Origin of the sequence: Microcoleus sp. B7-D4, assembly GCF_036705125.1 — a bacterium.
Taxonomy (GTDB): domain Bacteria; phylum Cyanobacteriota; class Cyanobacteriia; order Cyanobacteriales; family Microcoleaceae; genus Microcoleus.
In genome coordinates, this window is record NZ_JAUBTT010000064.1 from 13846 (window position 1) to 29410 (window position 15565).

General features: G+C 47.4%; 7 protein-coding genes. 6 read left to right on the forward strand and 1 reads right to left on the reverse strand.

Translation table 11 applies throughout. From position 1 onward, the window contains the following. Positions 1 to 104 precede the first annotated feature (104 nt). The 5 genes from QUB12_RS24010 (at position 105) to QUB12_RS24030 (ending at position 8291) form a co-directional block, all read left to right on the forward strand. On the forward strand, positions 105 to 320 hold the full coding sequence (locus QUB12_RS24010; RefSeq protein ID WP_015178120.1) for an NAD(P)H-quinone oxidoreductase subunit O: 216 nt from the start codon (positions 105 to 107) through the stop codon (positions 318 to 320). 123 nt (positions 321 to 443) lie between these two features. After that, the gene (gene mdh / locus QUB12_RS24015; protein WP_333142988.1) at positions 444 to 1397 is read left to right on the forward strand and encodes a malate dehydrogenase; all 954 of its coding nucleotides are present in this window, start codon (positions 444 to 446) and stop codon (positions 1395 to 1397) included. A gap of 1527 nt (positions 1398 to 2924) precedes the next feature. Then, a complete protein-coding gene (locus QUB12_RS24020; RefSeq protein WP_333308656.1) occupies positions 2925 to 7484 on the forward strand; it encodes a PAS domain S-box protein in 4560 nt (1519 codons plus the stop codon). Between the two features lie 181 nt (positions 7485 to 7665). After that, complete coding sequence (locus tag QUB12_RS24025; RefSeq protein WP_333133610.1) at positions 7666 to 7947, forward strand: DUF433 domain-containing protein; 282 nt, start codon at positions 7666 to 7668, stop codon at positions 7945 to 7947. Then, complete coding sequence (locus QUB12_RS24030) at positions 7944 to 8291, forward strand: DUF5615 family PIN-like protein (RefSeq protein WP_333142991.1); 348 nt, start codon at positions 7944 to 7946, stop codon at positions 8289 to 8291. The genes QUB12_RS24025 and QUB12_RS24030 overlap by 4 nt, the downstream gene beginning before the upstream one ends. Positions 8292 to 8341: 50 nt before the next feature. Here QUB12_RS24030 and QUB12_RS24035 read toward each other — a convergent pair whose 3' ends face one another. Next, on the reverse strand, positions 8342 to 12454 hold the full coding sequence (locus QUB12_RS24035) for an EAL domain-containing protein (protein ID WP_333142992.1): 4113 nt from the start codon (positions 12452 to 12454) through the stop codon (positions 8342 to 8344). Between the two features lie 464 nt (positions 12455 to 12918). On the opposite strand from QUB12_RS24035, the gene acnB reads away from it, so the two are divergent. Continuing rightward, the gene (gene acnB / locus QUB12_RS24040; protein WP_333142993.1) at positions 12919 to 15534 is read left to right on the forward strand and encodes a bifunctional aconitate hydratase 2/2-methylisocitrate dehydratase; all 2616 of its coding nucleotides are present in this window, start codon (positions 12919 to 12921) and stop codon (positions 15532 to 15534) included. Positions 15535 to 15565: the final 31 nt, after the last annotated feature.

Genomic DNA, 15565 nt, shown 5'->3' on the forward strand with positions numbered 1-15565 from the left:
TAGGCGGACTTCGTTTGTTTAGTAGCGATTTCAATCGCCGAGTGACTTTCAAGCCAAATCTAGATTAAAATTTGTATAGTTTTTTAAACTAAACAAAGCAAGTTATGGCAATCAAGAAAGGCAGTATAGTTCGCGCTGTACGCGAAAAATTGGAAAACAGTCTAGAAGCCAAAGCCAGCGACCAGCGCTTTTCCTCCTATATATTTGAAACAAAGGGCGAAGTGATGGATGTTCGCGGCGACTATGCCTTCGTCAAATTTGGCAAAGTACCCACCCCGAATATTTGGCTGCGGGTAGACCAACTCGAAGATTTTAAGTAACTCACCAAAACTAAACTTCACTGTTCTTAATGTAGCGAAGGGTGCGCGACGCGCGCCTTTCCCCAATTAAGCTGATTGCTAAAATCTAAAATCTAAAATCTAAAATCTAACATCTAAAATCAAATGAATTCTCCATCAACCCGCGTATCAATTATCGGTGCAGGCAAAGTCGGCAGTACGTTAGCCCAGCGAATTGCCGAGAAAAATCTGGCAGATGTAGTATTGCTAGATATTGTGGAGGGTTGGCCGCAGGGCGTTGCTTTGGATTTGATGGAAGCTAGGGGAGTCGAACACCACGATCGCCAAATTGTCGGTACAAATGATTATACAGATACGGCAAACTCAAATATCATAGTAATTGCCGCCGGAGTGCCCCGCAAACCCGGTATCAATCGGGAAGATTTAATTAAAATCAATGCTGGAATTGTCACCGAAGCCACAAAACAGGCGATCGAGCATTCTCCAGAAGCAATCTTAATCACAGTCACAAATCCCCTAGATATCATGACTTATTTAGCGTGGGAAGCTGCAGATTTGCCCAAACACCGAGTCATGGGGATGGGGGGAGTTCTCGACTCCGCCCGCTTTCAAACTTTTATTGCAATGGAATTGGGCGTTTCAAATGCTCAAGTCAATGCCACTGTCATCGGTTCTCATGGCGATTTGATGGTTCCTTTGCCCCGCTATTCTACTGTCAACGGTATTCCCATCAATCAACTTATGGATGCTGGGGCGATCGATCGACTCGTACAGCGGACTCGCCACGGCGGCGCAGAAATTGTAGAATTGATGAAGACTGGTAGTGCTTATTTTGCACCCGCATCTGCTGTCTGTTTGATGGTAGAATCTATTTTATTTAATCAGTCGCGACTCTTGCCTTGCTGCGTTTATTTGCACGGCGAATACGGCGTGCAAGATATCTTTTTAGGAGCTCCCTGCCGCTTGGGATATCAGGGAGTGGAACAAATAGTGGAACTTGAACTCAGCGATACCGAAAGATCAGCCTTTATCAAGTCGGGCAAATTGGTTGCCCAAAATATTGAGGAAGCCAGGGCAATATTGAAAACGGCTTCTTAAGCTTGTAGCTGTTGGTTGAGCACAGCAGCCTGCTCGCCACTTCAATATAATAATTTATATTGAGTGTGACAGTGGGATAGCTCTTTCGGAAGTTGGCTTATCTGGTTTCAACCGCGCTTTGATAAATATCATTGATCGTGGTTGTTATGCTGTATTTCAAACGCCGAAAAATTGGTAGCAAGAAACCGATATATAAACATAAAATTTACTCTCAAAAACTTGCTAAAAACGCAAAAACTGGCAAAAGTAGTTGAACTTGGTTTGCGCGACAATACCATCAGAGTTTCTCTAGAAATTAAAGCCAAAATCTGCCATCTTCTTTTTACTACTATACCAACCGCATAAGCAGTCGGTTTTGGATTATCTCTCACTCGCGATCGGATTGCCCAACAACAAGGTGGCACTTTAAAGGTAGGAAGTGAAATGCGAGTTTCTACGGAATTTATCATTACTTCGCCCAAACTTTAATCCTCGCGATCGCCATTTCTATTGATCCAGCTTGAAATACCTTTACTTTCGCCAAAAATGTGATACCCTAAATATTTGTATTATCTAAAACTTTTACACTTCTCAAAAATGGCAAAAATCGGGCAAAAATTCTCCGCGCGTGCGAAGCTATCTCGAACGCGCGTGCCTTCGGTGAAGGGTAGGCAATAGCCCTTGAGTTGAGTCCATTTAACCATAGCCTGCAACTACCTCAACTGTTTGACCGAAAACTAACCTCTGATTCGGGGAATTTTAATCAGTTGAAAAGATTCAATCCCTCGCATGAAATAACGAGAAGGCAAGGAAAAATATCTAAAATTTCGGCTGACCCTAAAGATTGTAAAAAATCTAATTTAGGAGAGATAAATCGAGCATTACTTAAAACTCTAGAAAAGGCGATCGCCTCAATTTAAACAAATTTTAATAGATGCGATCCCAACAGGATATGCGATCGCCAAAACAAGGAAACCATTGAGGGAGTTTGGGGTAATAATAAAAAGGTGACAATTGCAACCGAAGGCGAGCCCAAAAAATGTCAAAATTAGTCAGAGACGCTCATCCCGATCTCGCAATGGAACCGGGTTTCTTGTTCCCACTTTCCGACATTCCCTGACCTAATTACGTTAATAAACCCGGTTTATGTGTAAGTTTTGTTAGCATTATTCTCAATAATTGAGAATAAAAGAAGTAGCAAATTCTGCCAATTTTTCAGTAAATATACGGGAGCTAAAATGGTCGATTGACCTCCAAATCTCGAAAAAATACGGAAATGCAGCGTAAGTAGCTGCTAAGTGCTAGCAGAAGGAGGAGAATAAGCTGTTACACATTTAAACCAATAACGATAGAGGTAGGGTGCGTCAGCTAGAACAGTGGCGGGATATGGGAAATACTTATGTACGCTCCGCACCCTACTATCCTCTTTTAAATGCCCAACAGCTTATGTTCTTTGCCTTTTTGAGTTACCAGGCTCAACTTGCAGAGCGCTATTGAGATGCCATCAACCTCGATAACAAACCGCAAAATAACTAAAGAAAAAGCATTATGTTTCAGGAATACCTGTATCACGAAGTAATCAACCTGCGCGAGAAACTAGCTCACCTAGAAAGAGAAACGCAGTCTCAAACCTGGTTCAAAAAGCTGCAAGCGCTGATGGGAGTTATTAGCAAAATTCGTGAATCCCTAGACTTAGAAACAATATTCAAAATCACAGCCACCGAAGTTCGGCAACTCCTAAATGCCGATCGAGTCGCCGTCTACCGCTTCTTTCCCGAATCCCAATTGAACGAGGGCGAAGTAGTGTCCGAAGACGTACTGCCCCAATACAGCCCATCTTTGGGAACCAAAATCCGCGACTACTGCTTCGGCGAACAATTTGCAGCCAAATACACCAAAGGATACGTTCAAGCAGTCACGGACATCTACAAAGCCCGCTTGAGCCCTTGTCACCTCAAAATCCTTAAGCGGTTTCAAATCCGAGCCAACTTAGTCGTACCGCTGCTGCAAGGGAAACATTTGTGGGGATTGCTGTGCATTCACTCCTGCGGTCAACCCCGCCAGTGGCAAGAAGACGAAATCGAATTTGCCAGACAAGTAGGCGACCATTTAGCAGTTGCCATCTACCAAGCCGAACTGCACTTGCAAACCCAGAGGCAAATAGCAGAAATCGAATCCGCCCAGCAGAAACTCCGCGACAGCGAGCAAAAATATCACCAAATTCTCGATTCGATCGCCGATATGGTATTAGTCAAAGGCCCCCAATCGAAAATCGTCTGGGCAAATCAAGCATTCCGCGATTATTACGGCATGACTCAAGAGGAACTTCAAGACATCGTAGACGCGCCTTTCGCCGATCCCGACAATACTCTCCAGTACGTCAGAGATGACGGCTTCGTATTTGACACCGGGCACACTCTGCAAATTTCTGAAGAACCGGTGACGCGGCACGACTCAGAAGTGCGACTGTTCAGCACCGTCAAAACACCGATCCGCAACGCAGACGGCCAAATCGTCATGACTGTCGGCGTCTCCCGCGACATGACGGAACGCAAAAAAACAGAAGAAGCCGTCAAAGCCAGCGAAAGCAAATACCGCAGCCTGGTAGAAACCTCCCAAGACATGATTTGGTCGGTCGATGCTTCAGGACGCTACACCTTCGTCAACCCAGCAGTTAAGTACATCTACGGTTACGAACCAGAAGAAATGATCGGTAGGCCGTTCTCCGACTTTGTGACACCAGAACAAAGCCAGAAAGATTTAGAAGTTTTCGCCCGCCTGTTGGCAGGAGAATCAATTTTCCAGTACGAAAGCACCCAAATCGCCAAAGACGGCAGCATGAAACATTTGATGTTTAACGCGATCGCCCTGTACGACGAAACCGGAAACTGCCTCGGCACCACCGGTACAGCCACCGACATTACCGATCGCAAGCGAGCAGAAGCAGCCTTACAACACGCCAACGCAGAACTAGAGCGCAGAGTAGAAGCACGCACGGCAGAACTACGACAGACTTTTGCCGCCCTCAGTGCCAGCGAAACCAAGTTTCGGACGATCGCAGCCACCATCCCCGGATCTCTGTTCCAATTTTGCAGCAGGCAGGGAGTGTGGAGAGTTGACTACATGAGCGATCGCATCTTCGATATCAGCGGCATCACAGCAGCAGAAATGATGCGAGACATGAATACATTCATTTCCCGCGTCCACCCCGAAGACTTGGAAAGCTACATCGCTTCCGTCAACGAAGCGGTAGAAAATCTCTCTCCCTGGCACTACGAAGGGCGGTTAGTCAAGCCCGACGGTGAGATTCGCTGGTGGCAGGGCGACTCCATGCCCACCCGCAACGAGAACGGCGAAATCGTATTTTCCGGCGTCGCGCTCGACATTACCGATCGCAAAGTTGCCGAAACCGCCATCCGCGAGAGCCAGCGGCAGCTCAAAGAAGCCCAGAGACTCGCCCACGTCGGCAATTGGGAACTCGACGCAGCTACCAAAACCGTCACTTGGTCGGAAGAACTCTTTCGCATCTTCGGACTCGAACCGACAGAAAGCGCGCCCAACCTAGCCGAACAAATCGCTCTGATCCATCCAGAAGATTTGGAATTGTGGCAGACTCAAGTGCAGCGGGGACTCGAAGCGGGCATCCCCTTCGATTTTGACTTGCGCCTTTACCGTCCCGACGGCACGCTGCGGCATCTCAACGCTTTGGGTCGTGCCGAAACCGATGCCAGTGGCAAGGTGGTAAAAATGTTCGGTACGGCGCTCGACATTACCGATCGCAAAGCCGCCGAAGCAGCCCTGCGACAAGCAGCCGCCGAGTTAGAAGACCGAGTGAGCGATCGCACGGCCGAACTGTCCGAAGCAGTCACGCAATTAGAACAAGAAATTGGCGATCGAAAACTTGCAGAAGCAGCCCTGCAAGTTTCCGAGCAAAACCTGCGGACAATCTTTAACAATGTCTACGATGCTATCTTCATTCACGACTTAGAAGGCAACATTCTCGATGTCAATAATCGGATGTTAGAAATGTACGGAGTGAGCCAGGAACAAGCAACAAAATTATCATTTAAAAACGACTATTCAATTGGCGACAATCCCATTGAACAAATGGAAGAACTTTGGGAAAGAGTATTAGCAGGCGAAACAGGTCGCGTGGAATGGAAAGCGAGGCGTCCCAACGACGGTTCAACCTTTGATGCAGAAATTGCCCTGTCCAGAATTCATCTCAACGGGAATCTCAGCGTCATTGCCAACGTCCGAGATATTAGCGATCGCAAACAGGCAGAAGCAGAACTGCAACACGCTCAAAATTTTATGGAATCCGTACTCAAAACCATACCCGTCGCAGTATTTGGCAAAGAAGCAGAAGAGTTGCGATTTGTACTGTGGAATCCAGTCGCCGAAGAAGTAATGGGTTTCCCCGCTGCTGAAGTTATGGGCAAAAATGATTACGACTTTTTCCCCAGAGAACAAGCCGACTTTTTCACCACCAAAGACCGGGAAGTGCTCGCCAGCGGGCAAATTTTAGACATTCCCGAAGAAGTGATTCAAACAAAAGAAGGCGAGAATCGCATATTTCATACCAAGAAAACCGCAATTCTCGATCGAGAAGGCAATCCCCAATATTTATTAGCAGTTACTGAAGACATTACTGAGCGCAAGCGGGGAGAAATTGCTTTGAAGCAATCGGAAGCCCGACTCAGACAGCAGGCCGAACGAGAAAAATTGCTCAACAACCTCACTACTCAAATCCGCAATTCCCTCGACTTCGACAGCATCGTTACAGTCGCAGTTAAGGAAATTCGCGCTTTCCTGCAGATCGATCGTTGCCAATTTGCCTGGTATCGCTGCGACGGAGAGGAACCTTACTGGGAAGTTATTCAAGAATCTCGCACAAGAGAACTTCCCGATTTAATAGGTCGCTATAAAGCTTCTGACTTCGGCCCTTTAGGAGAACCGGTATTGCGTCTAGAAACGCTGCAAGTCGATGATGTCGAAGCAATCGCAGACCCTGTTTGGAGAAGGTCTCTTAACTCTCTGGGCTACCAATCTATATTGGCAATTCCGATGCAGGCACTTTCGGGAGTAGTGAGCGTTGTTACCTGCGCCCACTCCGCTGCTGTGCGACCCTGGAGTGAGGGCGAAGTAGAATTGTTGCAAGCGATTACAGTTCAATTGGCGATCGCCCTCAACCAAGCCGATCTTTACGCCCAAACTCGCAATAAAGCTCTCGAATTAGAACAAACATTACAGAAATTAACCAGCACTCAATCGCAGTTAATTCAAAATGAAAAAATGTCAAGTCTCGGTCAACTTGTGGCAGGAGTCGCCCACGAAATCAACAACCCAGTTAACTTTATTTACGGCAACCTCACCCACGCCAACGACTATACCCAAGACTTGCTACACCTGATCGAACTTTACCAAAATCACTATCCCGATCCAGTCCCGGAAATTCAAGAAGAAGTAGACCATATTGAACTAGACTTTCTGATGGAAGACTTGCCAAAGTTGCTTTCTTCAATGAAAGTCGGTGCAGACAGAATTCAACAAATTGTTGCTTCTCTCCGCACATTTTCCCGCATGGACGAAGCGGAAATGAAAGCAGTCAACATCCACGAGGGCATAGATAGCACCCTGATGATTTTGCAGCACCGGCTCAAAGCTAAACACAACCATCCAGAAATTGAGGTAATTAAAGAATACGCTCAACTGCCCTTAGTAGAATGTTATGCCGGACAGTTAAATCAAGTATTTATGAACATCTTGAGCAATGCTTTGGATGCTTTGGAAGAACGGGATCTGCGCCGTTCTGCTGAGGAAATGCGGAAACACCCTAGCAACATCCGCATCCGCACTGAAATATCGCCAGCGGGCAAAGTAATCATTCGGATTGCTGACAACGGGCCGGGAATACCGGAGACTGTCGGCACTCGTCTTTTTGACCCGTTTTTTACCACTAAACCTGTGGGTAAAGGCACTGGGATGGGCTTGTCAATTAGCTATCAAATTGTTACAGACAGACACAACGGGTCGCTGAAATGCACTTCTTCGCCCGGACAGGGTACAGAATTGGCGATCGAGATTCCCCTCAAAGCTAGCTGTTAATGGGGCATGGGGCATGGGGCATGGGGCATGGGACGCAAAAACCCGGTTTATTAACGTAATTGCGTCATTTTAGGTTGAGGACGATCGCCAGAAACCTGGTTTTTGAGGTAGAAGCGTGCGATCGCGAACTAATTGAGCTAAAATATTTATGGATTCTCCAAAATAGAGAAATCAAACTAATATGCTTCAATCAACAGAACACTGTCACATTGTCAGGAATGATGAAATTCTGAGTGGTGAACCGATTATCAAGGGTACTCGAACTCCGGTGCGGGCGATCGTGGAGATGTGGCGCATTGGAGTTTCGCCAGAAGAGATTCCTCACCGTTTGCCACACCTCACCCTAGCGCAAGTATTTGATGCCTTGAGCTACTATCTAGATTGCCAAGCAGAAATTAACAAGTATATTGAACTTAACCGCATTCCCGATGAGTTAATCGATCCGCGAGTCAAAGATCGATGAGTGAAATTTTTATTCATGTCTATTTAGATGAAGATGTCGATGTGCTTGTAGCTAGCTTGCTACATTCTCGCGGTTTTGAGGCAACAACTGCCAAACAAGCAGGGCAACTCGGAAAAACAGATGTCGAGCAGTTGGAGTATGCTATTAGCCAAAAAGCAGCTATTCTCACCCACAATCGAAATGATTTTGAAGCGCTTGCTCAAGAATATTTCAGTCGGGAGGGAAAACATTACGGAATTATCATTGCAGTCCGGCATCCGTATGGGAAAATCGTGGGTAGGCTGGTTTCAATCCTCAATACCACAACAGCCGACGAAATGGAAAACCAAATTCTTTACATTTAAACTGAAGTTCCCCCGCAGAGGAACTTCAAAAAATATGAAACTTTTATAAATCAATCGATTTTTGTAAGCATTTCAGTGATAGCATCACTATCCAAAGGTTTAGAAAACCAATATCCCTGAGCTAATTCGCAGTCGAGTTCTCGAAGCTGTGATAATTGTTCGGCTGTCTCTACACCTTCGGCGATCGCATTCAATCCCAAATTGTGAGCCAAAGTTACGATCGCCCGCACAATCTGCAAAGGCTGACCCCCGTCGTCACCATTTTCCACAGCCCCCAAGCGACTTACAAAAGATCGATCGATCTTCAGTGTATCCAGCGGAAAACGGTGCAAGTAACTTAAAGACGAATAGCCAGTACCGAAATCGTCGATCGACAATCGAATATTTCTACCTTTTAATTCGGCTAGCACAATATTGGCTTTCTTGACATTTTCTACGATCGCGCTTTCAGTAATCTCCAATTTTAAACAGCTCGGATTGCAGCCCGTTTCTGCTAAAATTTCATCAATTTCCTCGATTAAATGCGGGAAACCTAACTGTTTAGGAGAAAGATTGACGCTCATTGTTAATTGCGAAGGAGCAATAATTGGTAATTTAAAATTCGGAATGGGTACCTGGGAAGTTGTACTTAACGTAGCCGAACTATTGGTAATTGGGAATTGGGAATTGGTAATAGATGAGTGGAAATCGCTAATCGGGAATTGGTAACTGGGAATTGGTAATTTTTTACCGATTATTTCTTCCCTGTGACCAATACTGGGGCTACGCTCAGTAAAAGTTGCGTGTTCCTCATTCCCTGTATCTGTTACATCAGTTAAATCCCCTACATTGCCCGTTGCCATCTTCCCTGTTGTTACCCTGAGCGAAGTCGAAGCGCCTTCTTGCTTCTTGTTACCCTGAGCGACTTGCCCTGAGTGCAGCCGAAGGGAGTCGAAGGGCCTGGTTCCGACTTCCATTGGACTTCTTCCCTGTTCCTCGGTTAACATTTCTTGCCAAATCCGCAATTGCTGACAAGCTTCCCGCAACACCCAGGCTCCCAGAGGCACGATCAAACCTGTTTCTTCAGCTACAGGGATAAAAGTAGACGGCGGAACTAAACCCCGAACTGGGTGGTGCCAGCGCACCAAGGCCTCAAAACCTTCGAGCGCACCGCTGGCGAGCGAAACAATCGGTTGGTAGTGCACAATAAAGTGCGAACGTTGATCCTTGCTCTCTCCTAATTCCTCCTTGCCCAAAATAGCCAACCGCAGGTCAGTTTCTAACTGCAACAGCGACATTGTTTGGTCGTGCATCGCCAAATTAAACACTTCGTGGCGGGCCTTACCCAAAGCTTTAGCGCGGTACATAGCGATGTCAGCATCGCGTAGGAATTCTTCCGGGTGAGTGTACGAATTCGATTCGCCACTGTCGGTGGCTTCGCCTCGACTGAAAACAATGCCAATGCTAGCGGTGGTAAATACTTCGTGTCCTTCGAGATGAAACGGCTTCGTCAGTTCTGTTTGTATCTTTTTAGCTGCGAGGGTGGCGTCGCTGAGGCTCTGAATGTGGTCTAGCAGGATGGTGAATTCGTCTCCCCCCAGTCGGGCGACGGTATCAGAAACCCGGACGCAGGTTTGCAGTCGCTGCGCCAGGGCAATTAGCAGTTTGTCTCCTAAAACGTGTCCTAAAGAATCATTAACTACTTTGAAGCGGTCTAAATCTAGGAAAAGTAAACCAAATTTGTAATCGGGGGACTGATTGGATCGGCGGATGGCTTGTCCTAGCCTGTCTAGGAACAAAACGCGGTTGGGCAAACCTGTCAGCGCATCGTGAAAAGCGCCGTGCAGCAGTTCCCGTTCTACTCGCTTGCGCTCGGTGACATCTCGGATAATAATCTGGGCGGCGGTTGAGCCTTGATAAGTAGCGGGGATGCCGGCAACTTCAACGTCTATTATTTGTCCATCGAACCGAATCAGTTTTTGTTCGGCAAGGTCGAGCGGCTGATTTTCTGTCTCGACTAGCCGGATGCGCTCTCTGGCTGTTTCCACATAGTTTGGATGGACGAAATGCAATACGGGAAAGCCGATGAGCGCTTCGGGAGAGTTCGCACCGAGGAGTTTAGCGCCGGCAGCATTGATGTAGGCGATTTTCCCTTGACTGTGAACGGCGATCGCTTCGGGAGATAGTTCTACTAAACGGCGATAGCGTTCTTCACTTTCTTTGAGAGATACTATCAACTCGCATCGCTCTTTTTCAGCCTGCTGGCGTTCGACTTCCATTTGGTGAACCGCCAGAATTTTGCCAATACTTTGAGCCATCAATTCTATAATTTCTATTTCCTCGTACTTGAATTTTCTTTTCTTTATTTCCGGCGAACTAAAACTTAAAGTTCCGTAGGTTTTATTGTTAACAAATATCGGGGTTCCGATGTAAGATTCTGATTTGCAGCTTTGATAAGCTGGATGTTCGCGCATCTCAATATCGGCTCCTATATGAGAATACGCAACTGTTTTGTTAAGTTTAATGACTGCCGCGCAGTAAGTATCGCTGAGGTTCAATTCTAAGCCTCGCACGAAGTATTCTAAATCGCTTTTCGCGGCTCTGACAATAAAAGTCTCGTTGTCAACTTCAGCCATGATGCCCATAGAAAGTCCAAACATCAAACAGCCTGCTGTTAGATAATCGTCAACCAGTTCTTCAAAGTTTTGATAATGATAAGTTGTAATCCGGTGCAAGTGTTTGAGATTAGCGCTAAAAGCTGCTAAAGCTTGAGAATTTAAAAATAATTCTTCTTCCGATCGCTGGCGGTCGGTAATGTCTGTTTGTACTCCAATAAAGTGGGTTAAGTGTCGCCGCGAGTTGTAAACCGGAGCGATCGACAGTTCGTGCCAAAAAGGCGTGCCGTCTTTCCGAAAGTTGCGTAATATAACTTGAGATTCTCTGCCTTCTTCAATCGCAATTCGCAATTGTTGGGCAGCGGGGCCGTCAGTGTCTGTGCCCTGCAAAAATCGGCAATTTTTGCCCATTAACTCGTCTCTGCTATAACCAGTAATCCGCTCAAAACTCGGATTGACATAAATAATCGGATTATCTGCAACAGTCGCGTCGGTGATTGCAATGCCGTTACTGCAACTTTCGATCGCCCGTTCCATCATTTGCAAACGCTCTTGCGATCGAATCCGCTCGATCGCCGCAGCTAACACGTTGGCGATCGCTTCTACAAAATAAACGTCATCTTGAGTGAAAACCCGCCCTTGGCAGGTATGAACCCCCAAAATGCCCCAGGCCTGCGAGGAGGAACTGTTGGCTGGTTCTGCTTGTCCCCAGTTGCTCCCCAGTCCCCGATTGCCGGGAATAATTACAGTAACGCCGCTGACAGCCCGGTGGTTGTGCAGCAGCGGCAACTCGCTAAAGCGCGTTTCCACCCGCAAATCTTCGACGATTGTCGGTTCGCCCACTAGCAATGTGTAACCTGCTTGCGATCGGGCAGAAGCGGCAACAGTAGCACTGCCGACGAGGCCCGGCTGCCAGCCAACCCCCGCTCGCAGCATAAAAGCATGACCAGAGGGCAACAGTTCTAACACCTGGCAATAATCAACGTCCAGGGTTTGAGCAATTAAAACCGCAGCTTTGTCCATCAGTGCGGACAAATCTGTTTCGGCCAGGGCCTGCTGCCCCAAGTAAGCGACGGCCGCTTGCTGGCGGGCCCGCGAGTGGATTGACGTGAGCAATTCCTGCTCCTTGGCGGCCACTCGTTTCCGATCCGTAATGTCGCTGAACACCGACAGAACAGCTTTCCCCGACACCAATGTCAGATACCGCATCGATACACTTGCCCAAAACAGCGTGCCGTCAGCTTTTTTAAGCCGGATTTCTGCCTCGCGGACCAGTCCGTTGCGGGCGAGCCGTAACAGCAATTCCTGGCGCTCTGCAGGTTTGTGGTAGAGCGTTTCGGCTTTTTGGCGGTCGATCGACTTGAATCCTGTGAACCCGAAAGCCTGACGACATAAATCGTTACTATAAAGAATTGTGCCATCCGCCAGACTGCTGACGATCAGGGGTATTGGCATCGAGTTGGCGATCGTCAGCAATAATTCTTTGGTTCCTTGCAGCTCTTTGTACAAGTCGGGCTTGGAGGCCCAGCCGTGACAGTCTTCAGAGTTTTCAGGGATAAAACTTTCCATTGTTTAATCGATCCATTAGCAGACAACTTTTTTAAACTTGTGGTCAATCAATACTGCGGACGGTTTTTAATTAGCATTCGTAGAATATAAAGTTTCAAGTCGATTCGCCAATCGAGCTACCAACGGAAAATCAAGGGTTTCAAACTACGAACTAAAAACAGTCCAGACTATTGGTAAATGACGATTTCAGATGCAGAGGAGGATCTACAGTAGCCGACAACACATTAATCTTAACCAGAACTATGCAACGGAACGCCCCTAAACTGCTCGGCTGAAGTTTGATATGCTGCTTTCCCGTCAAAGACCACATCTGTCTTTGGTATGACAATCTACTGTTTTTAAAGTTGCGTTAAGTTTTGATGTATGGCGAGGTACTTTACCCAATGTGCAGCGGAAGCTCCTAATCTAAAAAGTAAAGTCACCTACTTGCCAACCACCGAATACTATCCGAGGAGAGAGGAGAAATGCTTGAATCTTACCGCCGTACCGCTGCCGAACGGGCCCATGAGGGAATTCCACCCCTGCCGCTAGATGCCCAGCAAACGTCGGAACTGTGTGAACTGCTGAAAAATCCGCCGGCACAAGAAGAAGAAACCTTAATAGAATTATTGCGCGATCGCGTCCCCCCAGGCGTAGACAGCGCCGCCTACGTCAAAGCTGGTTTTCTAACTGGCATTGCTAAAGGCGAAATCCACAGCCCCCTAATTGCTCCCAAATGGGCAGTTTACCTGCTGGGGACAATGATGGGCGGTTACAACGTCCAATCTTTAATCGATTTGCTCAATCCTACTGCGGAAATTGCCATTCCCGCCACCGCAGCCCGGGCACTGAGCAAAACGTTGTTAGTATTCGACGCTTTCCACGATATTCTGACTTTATCCGATACCAATCCCTACGCCAAGCAGGTAGTCGATTCTTGGGCGGATGCCGAGTGGTTTACCAGCCGCCCCCAACTGCCAGAAGCGATTACCGTTACAGTCTTCAAAGTTCCTGGAGAAACCAATACTGACGACTTGTCGCCAGCACCTCATGCTACCACGCGGCCGGACATTCCCCTACACGCTTTGGCGATGCTCGAAAGTAAGATGCCTGGGGCTTTGCAAACCATTGCAGACTTGAAGCAAAAAGGTTATCCCGTAGCTTATGTTGGTGATGTTGTCGGTACCGGTTCGTCGCGGAAATCGGCGATTAATTCCGTGCTCTGGCATATTGGCAATGATATTCCGTTTGTGCCGAACAAGCGCAGTGGCGGTTATATTTTAGGAAGTGCGATCGCCCCGATATTCTTCAATACCGCTGAAGATTCCGGCGCTTTGCCGATCGAATGTGATGTCTCCCAAATGGAAACAGGAATGGTAATTACCATCCATCCCTACAAAGGCGAAATCACCAACGAAGCCGGAGAAATCATCTCCACCTTCACCCTCAAACCCGACACAATTCTAGACGAAGTTCGCGCCGGTGGCCGAATTCCGCTATTAATTGGACGAACTTTAACCGACAAAACCCGCGCAGCTTTAGGACTAAAACCAAGCACTATTTTTACCCGCCCTACAATCCCAGTAGATACGGGCAAAGGCTTCACTTTAGCACAAAAAATGGTAGGCAAAGCTTGCGGTTTGTCCGGCGTTCGTCCCGGTACATCTTGCGAACCAGTCATGACAACAGTCGGATCGCAAGATACCACCGGGCCAATGACTCGCGACGAATTGAAAGAACTTGCTTGTTTGGGATTTAGCGCCGATTTGGTGATTCAAAGTTTCTGCCACACCGCCGCTTATCCAAAACCAGTTGATGTCAAAACTCACCACGAATTGCCCGATTTCATGGCAGAGCGCGCCGGCATAGCTTTGCGCCCCGGAGACGGCATTATTCACTCTTGGCTGAACCGGATGTTATTGCCAGATACAGTGGGAACGGGCGGCGATTCTCACACTCGTTTTCCTTTGGGAATTTCCTTTCCTGCGGGTTCGGGATTGGTCGCATTTGCTGCAGCCTTGGGCGTCATGCCTTTGGATATGCCAGAATCGGTTTTAGTACGGTTTAAAGGTGAATTGCAGCCCGGAGTAACGCTGCGGGATGTTGTGAATGCAATTCCCTATGTGGCCATTCAAAAAGGTTTGCTAACCGTCGAGAAACAGAACAAGAAAAACATCTTTTCTGGACGGATTATGGAGATTGAAGGTTTGCCCGATTTGAAGGTCGAGCAGGCTTTTGAATTGACCGATGCGACGGCCGAGCGTTCTTGCGCTGGATGCACGATTAAATTGAGCGTGGAGACTGTTTCTGAGTACATTCGTTCCAATGTCGCGCTGCTGAAAAACATGGTGGCGCGGGGCTATCAAGATGCGCGGACGATGATGCGCCGGGTGGCTAAGATGGAGGAATGGCTGGCAAATCCGGTGCTGATGGAGGCGGATGCTGATGCGGAATACGTTGAAATCATCGAAATCGATCTGAACGAGATTACAGAGCCAATTGTGGCTGCTCCCAATGACCCGGATAATGTTAAGTTGTTGAGTGAGGTTGCGGGCGATCGGGTTGACGAAGTATTTGTCGGTTCCTGCATGACAAATATCGGTCACTACCGCGCCACAGCGAAGGTGTTGGAAGGTGCAGGGGAAGTGAAAACTCGCCTGTGGATTTGTCCGCCAACTCGGATGGACGAACAGCAACTCAAAGAAGAAGGTTATTACAGCATTTTTGGATCTGCTGGAGCGCGTACAGAAATGCCCGGATGCAGTCTTTGTATGGGCAATCAAGCGCGGGTTAAAGATGCGACAACGGTGTTTTCAACTTCTACTCGTAACTTTAACAACCGCATGGGCAAAGATGCACAAGTTTATCTGGGTTCAGCGGAATTGGCGGCCGTTTGTTCGCTGTTAGGTCGCATTCCCACAGTCCAAGAATACAATGACATTGTGTCGAAGAGAATCGATCCTTTTGCTGGTGATTTGTATCGGTATTTGAATTTCGATCAAATTGCTGGTTTTGAGGATGAAGGACGAGTGATTGCTTTGGAAGATATGCCTCGAATTGAGGATATTTTGGGGATTCCCGATGGTGTGTTGAGCAAGTAAAAAGTGGGGCGGGCAATTGCCCGCCCTTTGT